We start from the raw sequence: 16,400 nt of genomic DNA, 5'->3' as shown, positions 1-16,400 counted from the left end.
GACCGGGTCCCTCTGTTCGTACCTGTACCGCTGTGAGCCCTTAGGCGGCCGTGCGGCCGTTCGCCAGGCGCGGCAGGAAGCGGAAGCCGATGCCTCCGGCGATCATCGTCGCGGCACCGAGCAGCAGGAACGTGGTCTCGCCCGAACCGGTCTCGGCGAGCTCGTCCTTGCCCTTGCCCTGCTCGGCCGGCTGGTTGCCGACCGAGTCGGTGTCGGTGTTGTCGTCCGCGCACTCGGCACCGTCGAGGTCGACGGTGCAGGTGCCCGCGTCGCCCTCGGTGGAACCGGAGGTGGAGCTGCCGGCGTCGGCACCCCCGTCGGTACCGGCGTCGGTGCCCGCATCGGTGCCCGCGTCCGTACCGGCGTCCGTACCCGCATCGGTACCGGCGTCCGTACCCGCATCGGTGCCCGCGTCCGTACCCGCGTCCGTACCCGCATCGGTACCAGCGTCCGTACCCGCATCGGTACCAGCGTCCGTACCCGCGTCCGTACCAGCGTCCGTACCGGCATCGGTACCAGCGTCGGTGCCCGCGTCCGTACCGGCGTCCGTACCCGCATCGGTACCAGCGTCAGTGCCCGCGTCCGTACCGGCATCGGTACCAGCGTCCGTACCCGCATCTGTACCAGCGTCGGTGCCCGCATCGGTACCCGCATCGGTACCAGCGTCGGTGCCCGCGTCCGTACCCTCATCGGCACCGCCGTCGGTGCCCTCGTCCACGCCGCCGAGCAGCCCGCCGATCAGCCCGCCGTCGTCGCCGCCCTCGTCGGGGTCCTGCGCACCCTTGGCATCAACATTGGCGTGGACACCGGTCTCATCGGCACCCACACCGATGCCGATGGCCTGTGCGGCACCGGCGGCGGTGAGCGAAGCGCCTGCGGCAATGACCGCACCCGCCGCTATCCGCGCGACGCGGACTCGCGTCTTCTTCGTCATGTGCTGCTACCCCCAGTAGCTGTTCTCGTCAATGGAGCAGCCATATGCGGGGCAATGGCCCTGCGGGGTTTGCTCCGAACGCCGGCCCGCGTCGTGCCGTGGCCATGCCGCCCGCCCCCGATCACACCCGTCCCAGACATACGCATGCTGCTCCAGCAGACTGTCCAGAGTTAAGGACTACGTCAAGGCCGTTGTGCGCAATGTGCCCTGGTTTGGCGGTGGTTGGCCCTCATTCGGAACCACGACTGTGACGCATTCACCACGGCATCCCCTCAACTCGCCCGTGCCGGAACGAGAAGGAGCCCGGGCGGTGGTGACCGCCCGGGCTCCAACTGCTGTACGAGTGAGGCTACTTCTCGCTCTGCTTGCGCCAGCGGATGCCCGCCTCCACGAAACCGTCGATCTCGCCGTTGAAGACCGCTTCCGGGTTGCCCATCTCGAACTCCGTACGCAGGTCCTTGACCATCTGGTACGGGTGCAGGACGTACGACCGCATCTGGTTGCCCCAGGAGTTGCCGCCGTCGCCCTTGAGCGCGTTCATCTTCGCCTGCTCCTCCTGGCGGCGGCGCTCGAGGAGCTTCGCCTGGAGGACGTTCATCGCGGACGCCTTGTTCTGGATCTGCGAGCGCTCGTTCTGGCAGGAGACGACGATGCCGGTCGGCAGGTGGGTCAGGCGGACCGCGGAGTCGGTGGTGTTGACGCCCTGGCCGCCGGGGCCCGAGGAGCGGTACACATCGACGCGGAGCTCGGACTCGTCGATCTCGACGTGGTCCGTCTGCTCGACCACGGGCAGCACCTCGACACCCGCGAAGGACGTCTGGCGGCGGCCCTGGTTGTCGAACGGGGAGATCCGGACGAGCCGGTGGGTGCCCTGCTCGACGGAGAGCGTGCCGTAGGCGTACGGCACCTCCACGGCGAAGGTGGTCGACTTGATGCCGGCCTCTTCGGCGTACGCGGTCTCGTAGACCTCGGTCTTGTAGTTGTGCCGCTCGGCCCAGCGGAGGTACATGCGCTGGAGCTTCTCGGCGAAGTCCGCCGCGTCGACGCCGCCGGCCTCGGCGCGGATGGTGACGAGCGCCTCGCGGGCGTCGTACTCACCGGAGAGGAGGGTGCGCACCTCCATCTCGTCGAGCGCCTTGCGGACGGACGTGAGCTCGGTCTCGGCCTCGGCGAGCGCGTCGGCGTCGCCCTCGTCCTCGGCGAGCTCGAAGAGAACCTCGAGATCGTCGATCCGGCCGCGCAGGGCCTCGGCCCTGCGGACCTCGGCCTGCAGGTGCGAAAGCTTGCTGGTGATCTTCTGCGCCGCCTCCGGGTCATCCCAGAGGGACGGCGCTGCCGCCTGCTCCTCGAGCGCGGCGATGTCCGACCTCAGCGCATCCAGGTCCAGGACGGCCTCGATCGACCCCATGGTCGAGGAGAGGGACTTCAGCTCTTCGGAAATATCGACGACTGCCACAGGTCCAGCGTAACGGCTGTCGGCGCGGACAATCCTCGGGCCGCGTGATCGCCGCCCCGCCGCCCGGTCGCTCAGGGGGTGCCGGGGGCGGAGTTCGTGCTGTCCTGCGGGGTCGCGCCCGCGTCGTCGCCGCTCATCGCGAGCCAGCCGCCGACGCCGAGTGCGGCGACGAGTATCAGCGCGGCCGCGCCCAGGGTGAGCCGGCGCTTACGGATGGCCGCCGCCTTGTTGCGGGCCGAGCCGGGCCGGGGCCGGCCCGGGGCGCGCGGGGCGCGGGCGGTGCCCCGGGGGCCGCCGGAGAGCTCGTCGGGGGCCGGGACGCGCATGCTCGTGTGGGTGTCGCGGTTGGAGTCGGTGGACGAACCGGGCACCAGCGGGACCGCGCCGCGGCGGCGGGGCTCCTCCGCTGCCGGGGTGTACTGCTGCTCGTCGTAGGCCTGCCCGTGCGGCTGGGGCTCCGGCTCGTCGTCCGGCTCGTCCACGTCCAGCGGCGGGATGCCCGCCAGGTGCGGGAGCTGTTCGCGCAGCCGGGCAGCGAGCTCGGAGGCGCGCAGCCGGGAGGCGGGGGCCTTGGCCAGGCACTGGACCAGCAGCTGCCAGAGCTCGTCGGAGATGCCGGGGAGCGGGACGACCGTCTCCGTGACATGACGGCGCAGGACCGCGCCGGGGTGGCCGCCGCCGAAGGGCGTGAAGCCCGCCAGGAGCTCGTACAGCACCGTCGCCAGGGCGTAGATGTCGACGGCTGCGCGCGGCGGGAGTCCCTCGACGATCTCGGGTGCCAGGTAGTCCGGCGTCCCGATGATCTTGGTGGCCTTCGTGCGGCGCGGGGTGTCGATCAGCTTGGCCACGCCGAAGTCGGTGAGCAGCGCGGGGTGGGAGTTGCCGGGGCCGAGCGGGCCCTCCATGTCCAGCAGGATGTTCTCCGGCTTGACATCGCGGTGGACGACACCGGCGGCGTGCGCGGCGGCGAGACCGTCCGCGACGTCCGCGACGATCGCGACGGCGGCCTCCGGGGCCAGCCTGCGCTCCCGGTCCAGCCGGGTGCGCAGATCCGTGCCGCGGACCAGGTCCATGACGAGAGCCAGATCGTTGCCGTCCACCACGAGGTCGCGGACGGCGACGACGTGCGGATGGTCGAGTTTGAGCAGAGCGGTGCGCTCCTGGACGAACCGGCCCACGAGTTCCTGGTCGGACGCGAGGTCCTCGCGGAGCAGCTTGATGGCGACCGGCCCCTCGGGGCCGTCGCCGAGCCACACCGTGCCGGCGCTGCCGCGCCCCAGAATCTGGTGGGCGGTGTACCGGCTGCCGATATTCCGTGCCAAGACTGCTCCCTCAGCGGCTGGCGATGGACCCTCGCTCAACAACCCCCGGTCGACAAAGTTACGCGGCGATCGGAGGAATGCGTGCGCCGGATGGCGCCAACCTTCACTTCTGCGTACGAATTGCCGTGGAATTGGTCCGCAGAAGTCGACATAGCTACAGAGTTGACGGTCCGTCCGGCCGGTTCGGCCGTGACCGCACGGTCAGTTGCCGCTGTCGCCGCCGAGTTTCGAGATCCAGTCGGTCACGGTGCTCGCGGCGTCCTTGACCGCATGCCAGTAGCCCTGGCCCTGGCCGATCCAGTCGCTCAGCGGGGTGAGCTCCCAGATCAGCCAGCTCGCGACGACGAGAAGCACCAGCGTGAACAGGCAGCCCTTCAGACAGCCGAGGCCGGGGATCTTCATCGGGTTGGCGCTGCGCTGCCTGGGCTCGCGGGGCGCACGCTGGGCCGGCTGCTGGGGCTGCTGCGGCTGTGGCGGCGCGTACTGCTGACGCTGCTGCTGCGGCTGGTACTGCTGTTGCTGGGGCTGGGGCTGGTACTGCTGCTGTTGAGGCTGGTACTGCTGCTGCGGCTGCTGGTACTGCTGCCGGCGCGGCTGCTGCTGTTGCTGGGGCTGCGGGCGCTGGGGGCGGCGGCGCAGCGGGTCCTGGCTCGGGTCGAGGTGCTGGACCTGTGTCTGGTCGTTGCGGTCGCGGGCGGCCTGGAGCTGGGACTGCCAGGGGTGCGGTCCGTCGGGCTGCGGGGTTCCCTCGGGGCGCGGCGGGACGGGCGGCATCACCGCGGTCGGGTCGGCGTTGCCGCCGCCCTGGCCGGCGTTCTGCTGCATGACGCCGGTGGCCGCGTTGGGGTCGTACGAGCCCGCGTTGCTGGGCAGCACCTGCGTCGGGTCCGCCGCTCCGGGCGTCTCCGGAACGGCCGTGGGCGCCGGGTCGGGCGCGAGCAGGGCTGCCACCCCGTCGGCGGCCGCGATCTGCGCGGAGTTCGAGTGCACCCCGATGCCGGCGGCGACGGTGCGCAGCGCACGGGCCAGGTTCTCGGCGCTGGGCCTGCGGTCCGGGTCCTTGCTGAGGCAGCTCTCTATGACCGTCCACAGGGGTGCGGGGACGGTGCTGGGGCGGCGGGGCTCCTCGCTGAGGTGCCGGTGCAGGACTTCGAGCGCTGTGCCGCCGGCGAACGGCGGACGGCCGGTGAGCAGCTCGTACAGCAGGATTCCGGCGCCGTAGATGTCGACGGCAGAGGTCTGCGGGCGGCCCTCGGCCGACTCTGGCGCCACATAGGCAGGCGTACCGACGAACTCGTGCGTCCGGGTCAGGCCCGGGGAGTCCGCGAGGCGGGCGATGCCGAAGTCGGTGAGCATCGGGTGCATCGCGCCGTCGCGCTCGTCGAGCAGCACGTTGGCGGGCTTCAGGTCCCGGTGGACGACACCGTCGGCATGGCTGGCGGCGAGCGCGTCCGCGATCTGCGCGGTCAGCAGCGAGGCGGCGACCGGGGTGAGCGGGCCGTTGTCGCGGAGGTAGTGGTGCAGGTCCGGGCCGTCGACCAGGTCCATCACCAGGGCGAGCAGATCGCCCTCCACGACCAGGTCCCTGGTGCGCACGATGTTGGGGTGGGTCAGCCGCAGCAGGACGGAGCGCTCGCGCAGGAACCGCATCACGACATCCGCGTCGTTGGCGAGCTCCTCCTTGAGGACCTTGATCGCGACGGTCTCGCCGGGCTGGCCGGCGACGGCCGCCTCGGCGCCCGCGGCCTCGCGCTGGCGGGCGCGCCAGACGGTGCCCGTGGCGCCGCGTCCCAGCGGCTCCTCGAGCAGGTACTTGCTGCCTACCGGCCGCACGTCATGCGCTCCCTGCTGATCGTGGTGCTTGCGGACCCCCGGATCCCTCCGGAAGTTTCCGGCCCACTCTAGAGCCTGTCCGGCAGTGGGTGACCGGCTCCGTCCGGTTGCCGCTTTGTCCGGAATTCCCGCCGGACCGGTGCTCCCGGCCCCCGGGCCCACCGGTTGCGGAGGAAGACGCTCGCTTCGGACGGATGGTTGCCGCGGGGCGGCGCGCGGACCGGCTCCGGGCGCCGGTCCGGTCCGTATCGGCCGCGCCGGAGAACGGCCCAAGCAGGCACTTTTGGGCGCACAGCAGACGTTTCAAGATCACTTAGCGGTGACCCCCGGGCGTGTTGTCAGTGGCAGGTGCGAGGATGCCTCCAGCACGGAACCGCGGGGTCGGGAGCCCTGCGGTACGTGACGAACCTGTACCGGACGACGCGTCCGTGCCGGGTGGGGGGAATCACAGGGCGTTTCCCCTGCCGGGCACCCCGCGCAGAAGGGACCGCTGACGCGATGCAGATCCGGCTGACCGTCCTCGCGCCGCGCAGCGGCCAGACCCCGGCGCGCGCCTGCGACGTGCTGGTCACCGCCCCCGCGGGGACGGCGCTGGCCACCGTGGCGTCCAACCTCGCCGCGGCCGTCTCCGGGCCCGACGGCTCCCTCGGCAGCGGTGCGGTGGTGCTGTTCGCCGGACGGGAGCGGCTCGACTCCCAGCGGTGCGCGCTCGGCGAGCCGCCCCTGGTCGACGGGGCGGTGCTCTCGCTCCAGGCCCCGGGCGAGGACGAGACGGCGGACGACGCCGTTCCGGCCCAGCTGCACGTGATCGCCGGACCGGATGCGGGCGGGGTCCACCTGCTGCACGGCGGGCAGATCCGGATCGGCCGCTCGTCCGACGCCGACGTCCCGCTCGACGACCCGGACGTGTCCCGGCTGCACTGCGCGGTGACGGTCTCCGACGACGGCCGGGTCTCGGTCGCCGACCTGGGCTCCACCAACGGCACCTCGCTGGACGGCGCGGAGGTCCGCGACCGTCCGGTGCGGCTGAATCCCGGCGCGCTGCTGCGGCTCGGTGAGTCGACACTCCGGCTGACATCGGGGGCGCGCACGCCGACACTGGGGACCGCGCCGGACGGCGAGGGACATCTGCGGGTGGCCAGGGCACCGGCCGCCCCCGACGCGGCCACGGGCCACGGCTACGGGGACGGCGCCGTCCATGCGTACAGCGCCGCCGCACCCACCGCCCCGGGGGGCCACGAGGAATCCGCCTTCCACGGCGGCCCCGAGGACGACGGCCGGGACGGATATGCCTGGGACGGACATGCCGACGACCGGCCGGAGTACGGCCCCACACGTCCCGGCCGCCATCCGGACGAGGAGCCGCCCCGGCGTGGCGGCATAGGCGCCTGGGCCCGTCGGCTCGCGGGCGGCAGGGGCGATCCGGTGCACGAGAGCGCGCCCGACGAGACCGCGGCGCCGGTCCAGGCCCCCGCCACCTTCACCGCCCTGCCCACCGCTCCGGAGGGCACCTGGCCCGATCCGGCGTCCGTCCTGCTGACCGCGCTCGGACCGGGCCCCCGGCTGTGGGAGCGCGACTCCACGCATCCCGAGGCGCTGGTGGTCCGGCTGGGCACGACCGAGCGGGCCGAGCTGCCCGCCGTGCCGGTGACCGTGGGGCTGCGGGAGGCCGGCTCGCTGGGTCTGGCCGGGCCGCGGGCCCGGCTGACGGGGCTCGCCCGCTCGGCGGTGGCGCAGCTGGCCGCCCTGCACTCCCCCGCCGATCTGGAGATCGTGCTGATCAGCACGGACCGGGCGCGCGGAGTGGACGAGCGCAGGCGCGAATGGGCCTGGCTCGGCTGGCTGCCGCATCTGCGGCCGATGCACGGCCAGGACTGCCGACTGCTGCTCGCGTACGACCGCGAGCAGGCCGCGGCCCGCACGACGGAGCTGGTCCGCCGGCTGGACGACGGGCCGCTGGGGACCGGCTGGGCGAGTCTGGACCGGTCGACGGTCACCGAGGCCGCCCGCCACCACGAGGGCCCGTTCACCGTGGTGATCGTGGACGGCGACCCCGGCTCCGCGGTGCTGCGCGAGAGCACCGCCCGGCTGGCCGCGGCGGGCGCGGCGGCGGGCATCCATCTGATCTGTCTGGCCGAGACGCCGGCCGCCACCCCCACCTCACCTGTCGCCGCCACATACGAGGCGGCGTGCCAGGCCTCGATCGCCTTCCGCGAGTGCGGAGCCGTCGCGATGCTCAGCGGCGATGTGGCGACGGCCCTGCGACTGCTGCGCACGGCGGGCGGACACGCGGCCGGCCACGGCACGGTCGCCGCGGTGGACGCGGTGTCGGCGAACTGGGCGGAACGATTCGGACGGGCCCTCGCCCCGCTGCGCGCGGAGGGCTCGGCCGCGCTGCCGGGCCGCCCGGCGGCGGTGGCGCTCCCGCCCTCCGCCCGCCTCCTGGACGAGCTGGGCCTGGCCCGCGCCACCCCGGCCTCCCTGATGGCCCGCTGGGCCTCGACGGCGGACGACCAGCCGGGCGCGACGGTCCGCGGCTCGGGCAGCTGGACGGGCGGCACGGCCCCCCGCGTGGGCGCCCAGCGCACGAGCAGTGAGTCACCCCGCACCCCGGACGGCCCCGGCTCGGGACGCACGCCCTACCCCGGCGCCCCGGACGCCCAGGGCTCCGGCCGCGCGCCCTACCCCCGCCCCCGCGCCTTCGAAAGCCGCGGCGGCTCGAACGAAACCCACGCCGGCGGGGCGCGCGGTCTCTCCGGACGCGGTGCCGCGTACGACGGCACAAGCTCGGGCCGCACCCCGTACCCCGACCGCTCCGACGCCACAGGCTCCGGCCGCACCCCCTATCCCGACCGCACCGACGCCACAGGCTCCGGCCGCACCCCGTACCCCGACCGCACCGACGCCACAGGCTCCGGCCGCACCCGTCACCCCCGGGTGGGCGGTCAGCGGTACGACGGCGGGCCGGGAGACACACCGAGTTCGCGCACCCTGCCCGGCTCCGACACCCGTGCCCGGCACGGGGCCGCTGATGTGGGCGGCACCGACAGCGGCACCGGCAGCCTCCGCTCCGCCGGGTCGGGGGGCTCTGCGAACCGGGTCAGCGGGCCACGACAGGGTGATGGCCCCCGGGTCGCCGCCCGCACGTCCTCCGGACCGGGCGGCGCGGCTGCGGAAGCCGCTTCCCGCCCGGCAGCGGGTGCGCCGGCCGCAGCCGACGGGAGCGCGTCCGTGTTCGCCGGGCGGCCGGTCGTGGTGCTCGGGGCCGGACCCCGGGGACCGGTGAGTCTGGACCTCGTCGACGAGGGGCCGCACCTGCTCATCGAGGGGCCGACCGGCAGCGGTCGTACCGAGCTGCTGAGGGCCGTCGCCGCGTCGCTGGCCGCCGCCGCCCGGCCCGACCGGCTCGGCATCCTGCTGGTCGACGGCGCCGGGGGCGAGCGTGGCGAGAGCCTGCGCCCCTGTACCGAACTCCCGCATGTGTTCACGCACTTGGTGGCGTCCGACCCGGTCAGGATGCGGGAGTTCGGCCAGGCGCTGGGCGCCGAGCTGAAGCGCCGGGCCGAGCTCCTGGGCGGGCTCGACTTCACCGAATGGCACAGCAGGCCCGAGGTGGCGCGTCGCATGGTCGGCCGGCGGCCGTCGAGCCCGGCCGAGCAGCGGGGTGATGTGGACTCACGGACGAGCGGCACACTGCATCTGCGGCCCTTCGCGGCCCGTCCGCCGGAGCCGGGGCCCTCGCCGCTGCCCAGACTCGTCGTGCTCGTGGACGACTTCGACGCACTGATCGCCCCGGCGCTCGGCAGCCCGGGCCGGCCGGCCGCCGGTTCGGTCGTCCGGGCGCTGGAGGCCGTGGCCAGGGAGGGCGGCCGGCTCGGCGTCCACCTGGTCGCGGCCTCCGCCCGCCCGGACCGCACGGAGGACACCGATCTGGCGCGCGGGGCCCGGCTGCGGGTCGTGCTCGATCCGCCCGTCGTCCCGCCCTCGCCGGACGATCCGGCGCCGGGCCGCGGCCGGCTCGGCCATCCCGACGGGCGGGTGACGCCGTTCCAGGGCGGCCGGGTCTCGGGCCGCATCCCGCGTACGGCGACGCTGCGGCCCACGGTCGTACCGCTGGAATGGGAGCGGATGGGCGATCCGCCCACCCGCCGCCCGGTGCGCGAACTGGGCAACGGGCCGACGGATCTGGCGCTGCTGGCCAGCGCGCTGGAGCGGGCGGCGCGTTCGGTGAACGCCGAGCCGCTGGCGCCCCTGGCCCCCGTTCACCCCTGAGGGGCCACGGGCCGGTCGCCCCCGCTCTCCGGACGCCGCCGCTGACCTGACGTCACGAGCCCATCACGATCATCGAGTTGGGCCCGATGGCGGTATTGCGGCGCCCGGACGCCGGGCGTAGGACTGTGCGCACACGACGACGTGATGAACGGCCGGCACCATCGGGAGTCCGACCGCTGCCGGTCAGTGCACGCGCACAGGAGAGACGGGGCAGGGATGCGCACAACGCTTCGGGTTCGCAGGGCGGCCTTGGTGTTCACAGCCATCGGCGCGCTGGCCCTCACGGGCTGCGGCGACGACGGTGACGGCGGAAAGGGAAAGACCGACGGGGGCGGCTCCGAGGGGAGCAAGGACAAGGCGTCGAGTGTCGTACTGCCGAAACTGGACGGCGAGAAGATCTCGGTCGCCGCGGTCTGGACCGGACCGGAGCAGGCCAACTTCGTCAAGGTTCTCAAGGAGTTCGAGAAGCGCACGGGGGCGGAGGTCAGCTTCGTCCCGGCGCAGGACCCGATCGTCAACTTCCTCGGTACGAAGATCGCGGGCGGTCAGCCGCCGGACGTCGCGATGATCCCGCAGGTGGGTGCGATCCAGCAGGCCGTCGCGAAGAAGTGGGCGAAGCCCGCCGGCGCCGAGGCGAAGGCCCAGCTGGCCAAGAACTACTCCAAGGTCTGGCAGGACCTGGGCGCGGTGGACGGCACCCAGTACGGCGTGTACTTCAAGGCCGCCAACAAGTCCCTGGTCTGGTACAACACCAAGGCGTTCGAGAACGCGGGGGCGGCCGAGCCGAAGACCTGGAAGGACTTCCTGGCGACCGCCGAGACGGTGTCCGCCTCGGGCGTCACCCCGGTCTCGGTCGCCGGCGCGGACGGCTGGACGCTCACCGACTGGTTCGAGAACATCTACCTCTCCCAGGCGGGCCCGGAGAAGTACGACCAGCTGGCCCAGCACAAGATCAAGTGGACGGACCCGTCCGTCAAGGACGCGCTGACCACGCTCGCGCAGCTCTTCGGGAAGCCCTCCCTGATCGCGGGCGGCGCCGACGGCGCACTCCAGACGGAGTTCCCGGCCTCGGTCACCCAGACCTTCACCGGCGGTGACCAGCCCAAGGGCGCGATGGTCTTCGAGGCCGACTTCGTCGGTGTCAACATCCAGCAGACCAAGGCCAAGATCGGTACGGATGCCAAGGTGTTCCCGTTCCCCGCGGTCGGCGCCGAGTCGCCCGTGGTGACCGGCGGGGACGCGGCGGTGGCACTGAAGGACAGCAAGGGCGCCCAGGCCCTGCTGACCTGGCTGGCCTCCGCCGACGCCGCGAAGATCGCGGCCGAGCAGGGCGGTTTCATCTCGCCCAACAAGGCCCTGGACGTGGCCGCTTACCCCAACGAGGTGCAGCGCACGATCGCGAAGGCGCTGATCGCGGCCGGTGACGCCGTCCGGTTCGACATGTCCGACCAGGCCCCGCAGTCGTTCGGCGGGACGCCCGGCAAGGGTGAGTGGAAGAGCCTCCAGGACTTCCTGAAGAACCCGAAGGACATCGCGGGGACTCAAGCGAAGCTGGAGTCCGACGCGGCCAAGGCGTACAAGAGCTGACGCGATGACGACAGCCGCAGCGGGGGGCGCCGACGAGGTGCCCCCCGCCGATACGCAACGGTCCGGCGGGACCTCGGTCCCCGCCCCCCGCAAGCCGTCCGGGCAGTCACCCGCCGGACAGCCTCCCAACGGCCCGGTGCGCAGCCGCCGGAGCGTGACCGGCACCCGCAGGGTCATCGCGGCGCTGTTCCTGGCGCCCGCGCTGGTGCTGCTCGGCGCGCTCGTGGTGTATCCGATCGTGTACTCCGTCTACCGGTCGTTCTTCGACCAGTCGGGCAACGGTTTCGCCGGATTCGACAACTACAAGGCGTTGTTCACGGACGACACCATCCGTACGGCGGTCAAGAACAACGCGATCTGGGTGGTCCTCGCGCCGACCGTCTCCACCGCTCTCGGTCTGATCTTCGCGGTGCTGACGGAACGGATCCGCTGGGGCACGGCGTTCAAGCTGATTGTCTTCATGCCGATGGCGATCTCGATGCTCGCCGCGGGCATCATCTTCCGGCTGGTGTACGACCAGGCGCCGGAGCGCGGGGTCGCCAACGCCGTGGCGGTGGGCGTGCACGACACGTTCGCCGCGTCGGCGGGCTTCCCCAAGGCGCATCCCCTGCCCGTCCATCCGCTGAAGGCGGCGGGCGGCGGTTCCTTCGTGACGAAGGCGCCGGTCCGGGCCGGTGAGCCGGTCCAGCTGCCCCTGGTCGGCGTGCTGCCCGCGAAGATGCCGGGCGACGCGAAGCCCGCACGGGCCCCGGAGGCGGTCAACGACGGGAAAATCACCGGCACCGCCTGGCTGGACTTCACCAAGGGCGGCGGCGGCAAGCCCAACGTCATCGACGCCGAGGAGCTGGGACTCAAGGGCATCAAGGTCGAGGCCGTCAAGGGCGGCAAGCTGGTCGCATCGGCCACCGCGGGGGCCGACGGTACGTTCACGCTGCCCGCCTCGGCGGACGGCGCCGAACTCCGGCTCCCGGCCTCCAACTTCAAGGAGCCGTACAACGGCGTCGACTGGCTCGGGCCGACCCTCGTGACGCCCGGCATCATCGGCAGCTACGTCTGGATGTGGGCGGGCTTCGCCATGGTGCTCATCGCGGCCGGCCTGGCGGGCCTGCCGCGCGAACTCCTCGAAGCGGCCCGGGTCGACGGGGCCAACGAGTGGCAGGTGTTCCGCCGGATCACGGTGCCGATGCTCGCCCCGGTCCTCGCGGTGGTGCTGGTGACGTTGATGATCAACGTCCTGAAGGTCTTCGACCTGGTCTTCATCATCGCGCCGGGCTCCTCGCAGGACGACGCGAACGTGCTGGCGCTCCAGCTGTACCGGTCCTCGTTCGGCACGGACGCGGACCTGGGGATCGGCAGCGCCATCGCCGTGCTCCTGCTGCTGCTGGTGGTCCCGGTGATGCTCTTCAACATCAGGCGGATACGGAAGGAGGGGCGCCGATGACGACACCCTCGACCACGGCCCCGCCCGCCGGGGCGGGCACCGCCCCGGACACCGGCGCGGCGAAGTCCGGCCGGTCGCTCGGCGCCCGGATCGCGGCACTGGCCGGCGGCGGCGTGATGCGGGTCGTGCTGATCCTGGTGGCCCTGTTCTGGCTGATGCCCACCGTCGGTCTTTTCCTGTCCTCGCTGCGCAGTGCGGACAAGATCGCTGCGACCGGCTGGTGGAAGATCTTCACCGCGCCGTCCGAGGTGACCCTCGACAATTACTCCCGGTTGCTCGACAACTCGACGTTCACCGACTCGCTGTTGAGCACGATCATGATCACCGTTCCGTCGACGGTGCTGGTCGTGGTGATCGGATCGCTCGCCGGATACGCCTTCGCCTGGATGGACTTCCCGGGCCGCGACTGGTGGTTCCTGGTCGTGGTGGGGCTCCTGGTGGTCCCGGTGCAGGTCGCGCTGATCCCGGTCTCCAAGCTCTTCGGCGCGGTCGGCATCTTCGAGACGACCTTCGGCGTGATCATCTTCCACACCGCCTTCGGGCTGCCCTTCGCGATCTTCCTCCTGCGCAACTTCTTCGCGGAGATCCCGCGGGAGCTGCTGGAGGCGGCCCGGCTGGACGGGGCGGGCGAGATCCGGCTCTTCACCCGGGTCGTGATGCCGCTGGGCGGGCCGGCTATCGCCTCGCTCGGCATCTTCCAATTCCTGTGGGTGTGGAACGACATGCTGGTCGCCCTGATCTTCGCGGATTCCGACTCGCCACCCATCACGGTCGCACTCCAGCAGCAGGTACGGCAGTTCGGCAACAACATCGACGTACTGGCACCCGGCGCCTTCGTCTCGATGGTGATCCCCTTGGCGGTGTTCTTCGCCTTCCAGCGCCAGTTCGTCTCCGGCGTCATGGCGGGCGCGGTCAAGTAGCCGGCCGGGCGCGATCCACGCCCTCGCACGTCTGTACGCGTCCACACGGGGCAGTCCACCGGCACCACGGGCTGCCCCGCACGCGCCCCCTGGGGCGCCCCGGGCCCGCGAGCCCCGGGATGTCCAAGGTTCACTTAAGAGCCTGGGTAGTATGATAAGTGGGGCCTTCATCAGCCGTGCGGTCGACCACATCGACGGCAGAGTGTGGTGTCCACCGGTTCCGACCGGAATCACCGTGTCCATGTCCATGGACCGGATGGCTTCGGCCGACCGGCCGCCCCGCCAGGGCCCGACCCGCCTGCTCCCCGACCGTCGCACCCTTGTCAGCCCCCTGCCCGTTCTGCTGAGCGCCCCGCAGTAATCTGTGTGCCGCCCCAGTACGCACAGTCCGAGAAAGAGTCTGTATGCCCCGGCTGAGTGTCATCATCCCCGTCCGCCGCGCCCGAGGAAGTCTGCGCGAGTGCCTGGAGTCGGTGCTCTCGCAGTCCTTCACGGACATCGAGGTGATCGGTGTGGATGACGGCGCCCCGGACGGCTCCGGTCTGGTGCTGGACGAGTTCGCCGCACGCGACAGCCGGGTCCAGGCCATCCACCTGCCCGAGGGCGCGGGAGCCCACGGCCGGCGCAACGCCGGTGCCGAGCGGGCGAGCGGTGACTATCTCCTGTTCCTGGAGGGGCACTACATCCACCTGCCGCACGCGCTGCAGGAGATCGTGGACCGGCTGGACTCCACCGGTGACCCCGACGTGCTGGTCTTCGGCCACCGCAAGCGCCCGTTCCGCGGCAAGACCCGGACGACCCGGTCGCTGGAGCTGCTGAGCGAGATGCCCGCGGGCCCGCACACCCTGGCCGGGCGGCACGACCTCCTGGACATCGCGCCCGTCTCCTGGAACCGGGCGGTCCGCCGCACCGTCGCCGAGCGCGAGAGCCTGTCCTTCGGCCCCGGCCAGCACGGTGAGCGCATGTACGCGCTGAAGACGCTCGCCGTCGCCGGCTCCGTCGCCACACTGGGCACCGCCTGTGTGGAACACCGCCAGCAGCGCTATCTGCCCGGTCTCGCGGACGAGGCCGAGCCTTCGGCCGGCTCGACGCCGCTGGAGCTGGTCGAGGCCTACGCGGAGCTGATGACGTTCATCGAGGCGCGCCCGGCCTTGAAGCCGGTCCGCGGACTGCTTTTCGACCGCGCCGTCCAGGAGCTGCTGTCCGCGTACCCGTCGGTGACCAAGCGCCGCAGGCAGTACGTCAGCGCCGTCGCCTCGTTCCACAGCGCCCACCGTCCCGACGGTTTCAAGTTCCCCGGCGGCGCCAAGGGGCTCCGCCCGCAGCTGATGAGCGGCGGGAAGTACGCCACGCTCGGCGCCCTCGACACCGCCCTCGCCACCCGCCGGGGTCTGCGCTCCGCGCCCACCACGGCGCGTGCGAAGGCCAAGAAGCAGTTCACCTCGCGCTACTACAAGGCGCAGCGCAAGCTTCCGCTGGACCCCAAGCTCGCCGTCTACGCGGCGTACTGGAACCGCGGCGTGAGCTGCAACCCCGAGGCGATCTACCGCAAGGCCCAGGAGCTGGCTCCCGACATCCACGGGGTCTGGGTGGTCTCCAAGAACCAGGTGGACTCGCTGCCCAAGGGCATCGACTACGTGGTGCCCGGCACCCGCCGCTACTGGGCGGCGCTGGCCCGTGCCACGTACTTCTTCAACAACGTGAACTTCGCCGACCACCTGGTCAAGCGTCCCGGCCAGATCCACGTGATGACCCACCACGGCACCCCGTTGAAGATCATGGGGATGGACCAGCAGAACTACCCGGCGGCCGCGCAGGGGCTCAACTTCGACCGGCTGCTCAAGCGCGTCGACCGGTGGGACTGGAGCGTCTCCGCCAACCCGCACTCCACCGAGGTGTGGTCCCGCGCCTACCCGAGCGCCGCGCGCTCGCTGGAGACGGGCTACCCCCGCAACGACGTCTTCGCGACGGCGACGCAGGAGCAGATCGACACGATCCGCGAAGGCCTCGGCATCCGCCCCGGCCAGCGCGCCCTGCTGTACGCGCCCACCCACCGCGACTACGAGTCCGGCTTCACCAGCCGCCTGGACCTGGCGCAGTTCTGCGAGGCCGTGGGCCCGGACACCGTGGTCATGGTGCGTGCGCACTACTTCTACGGCGGCGCCGGGCTCCCCGACAACCCGCAGATCATCGACGTCAGCGATCACCCGCGGATCGAGGACCTCTGCCTGGCGGCCGACGCGCTGATCACGGACTACTCGTCGGTGATGTTCGACTACGCGCATCTGAACCGCCCGATCGTGGTGCACGCCCCGGACTGGGAGACGTACCGCACGGTCCGCGGTGTCGTCTTCGACCTGCTCTCCGGCAAGCCCGGCGAGACCCCGGGTGCCGTCGCGACGACCACGCAGGAGCTGGCAGAGGCGTTCACCGACGGCAGCTGGGACAGCCCGGCAAACGAGGCGCTGCTGAAGGCCTTCCGCGCCAGGTTCTGCCCGTACGACGACGGCCGCGCCGCCGAGCGCGTGGTGCGCCGGGTCCTGCTGGGCGAGGAGCCCCCGGCGCCCGGAACCGTCTGACCGCGACGAAGCCGAAGGGCCCGCCACCGGAGTGTACCGGTGGCGGGCCCGTCGGC

9 protein-coding genes are annotated in these 16,400 nt (G+C 72.2%); 5 read left to right on the top strand and 4 right to left on the bottom strand.

The window, feature by feature from the left end; translation table 11 throughout:
- Nucleotides 1-40: 40 nt before the first annotated feature.
- The 4 genes from ACFVW8_RS33650 to ACFVW8_RS33635 all read right to left on the bottom strand — a co-directional run bounded on the left by ACFVW8_RS33650 (nt 41) and on the right by ACFVW8_RS33635 (nt 5,545).
- Nucleotides 41-934, bottom strand: a complete 894-nt coding sequence (locus ACFVW8_RS33650) for a hypothetical protein (RefSeq protein WP_389696826.1) — start codon at nt 932-934, stop codon at nt 41-43.
- A gap of 349 nt (nt 935-1,283) precedes the next feature.
- Nucleotides 1,284-2,390: a peptide chain release factor 2 gene (gene prfB / locus ACFVW8_RS33645; RefSeq protein ID WP_389696824.1), complete on the bottom strand. Its 1,107-nt coding sequence runs from the start codon at nt 2,388-2,390 to the stop codon at nt 1,284-1,286.
- Between the two features lie 71 nt (nt 2,391-2,461).
- Nucleotides 2,462-3,712 carry a serine/threonine-protein kinase gene (locus tag ACFVW8_RS33640; protein ID WP_389696822.1) on the bottom strand — a complete coding sequence of 417 codons (1,251 nt, stop codon included), beginning with the start codon at nt 3,710-3,712 and terminating at the stop codon, nt 2,462-2,464.
- A 201-nt stretch (nt 3,713-3,913) separates the two neighbouring features.
- Nucleotides 3,914-5,545, bottom strand: a complete 1,632-nt coding sequence (locus ACFVW8_RS33635; RefSeq protein ID WP_389696820.1) for a protein kinase — start codon at nt 5,543-5,545, stop codon at nt 3,914-3,916.
- A 498-nt stretch (nt 5,546-6,043) separates the two neighbouring features.
- On the opposite strand from ACFVW8_RS33635, the gene ACFVW8_RS33630 reads away from it, so the two are divergent.
- From ACFVW8_RS33630 to ACFVW8_RS33610, 5 genes are all read left to right on the top strand, one after another.
- Complete coding sequence (locus tag ACFVW8_RS33630) at nt 6,044-9,817, top strand: FtsK/SpoIIIE domain-containing protein (protein WP_389696818.1); 3,774 nt, start codon at nt 6,044-6,046, stop codon at nt 9,815-9,817.
- 216 nt (nt 9,818-10,033) lie between these two features.
- Nucleotides 10,034-11,404 carry an ABC transporter substrate-binding protein gene (locus ACFVW8_RS33625; protein ID WP_389696816.1) on the top strand — a complete coding sequence of 457 codons (1,371 nt, stop codon included), beginning with the start codon at nt 10,034-10,036 and terminating at the stop codon, nt 11,402-11,404.
- A 4-nt stretch (nt 11,405-11,408) separates the two neighbouring features.
- Nucleotides 11,409-12,845, top strand: coding sequence for a carbohydrate ABC transporter permease (locus tag ACFVW8_RS33620; protein WP_389696814.1), 1,437 nt, complete (start codon nt 11,409-11,411; stop codon nt 12,843-12,845).
- Nucleotides 12,842-13,765: a carbohydrate ABC transporter permease gene (locus ACFVW8_RS33615; protein WP_389696812.1), complete on the top strand. Its 924-nt coding sequence runs from the start codon at nt 12,842-12,844 to the stop codon at nt 13,763-13,765. Before ACFVW8_RS33620 ends, ACFVW8_RS33615 begins: the two co-directional genes overlap by 4 nt.
- Before the next feature lie 404 nt (nt 13,766-14,169).
- The gene (locus tag ACFVW8_RS33610; protein ID WP_389696810.1) at nt 14,170-16,344 is read left to right on the top strand and encodes a CDP-glycerol glycerophosphotransferase family protein; all 2,175 of its coding nucleotides are present in this window, start codon (nt 14,170-14,172) and stop codon (nt 16,342-16,344) included.
- The last annotated feature ends 56 nt before the right edge of the window (nt 16,345-16,400 follow it).

Source organism: Streptomyces sp. NPDC058221 (assembly GCF_042882365.1).
Classification (GTDB): domain Bacteria; phylum Actinomycetota; class Actinomycetes; order Streptomycetales; family Streptomycetaceae; genus Streptomyces.
This window is presented reverse-complemented; position numbering and strand designations above follow the sequence as displayed.

Excerpts from the sequence above, each read along its gene's own strand:
- ACFVW8_RS33650 (WP_389696826.1), bottom strand. The coding sequence starts at position 934 with ATGACGAAGAAGACGCGAGTCCGCGTCGCGCGGATAGCGGCGGGTGCG.
- ACFVW8_RS33630 (WP_389696818.1), top strand. The coding sequence starts at position 6,044 with ATGCAGATCCGGCTGACCGTCCTCGCGCCGCGCAGCGGCCAGACCCCG.
- ACFVW8_RS33625 (WP_389696816.1), top strand. The coding sequence starts at position 10,034 with ATGCGCACAACGCTTCGGGTTCGCAGGGCGGCCTTGGTGTTCACAGCC.
- ACFVW8_RS33620 (WP_389696814.1), top strand. The coding sequence starts at position 11,409 with ATGACGACAGCCGCAGCGGGGGGCGCCGACGAGGTGCCCCCCGCCGAT.
- ACFVW8_RS33615 (WP_389696812.1), top strand. The coding sequence starts at position 12,842 with ATGACGACACCCTCGACCACGGCCCCGCCCGCCGGGGCGGGCACCGCC.
- ACFVW8_RS33610 (WP_389696810.1), top strand. The coding sequence starts at position 14,170 with ATGCCCCGGCTGAGTGTCATCATCCCCGTCCGCCGCGCCCGAGGAAGT.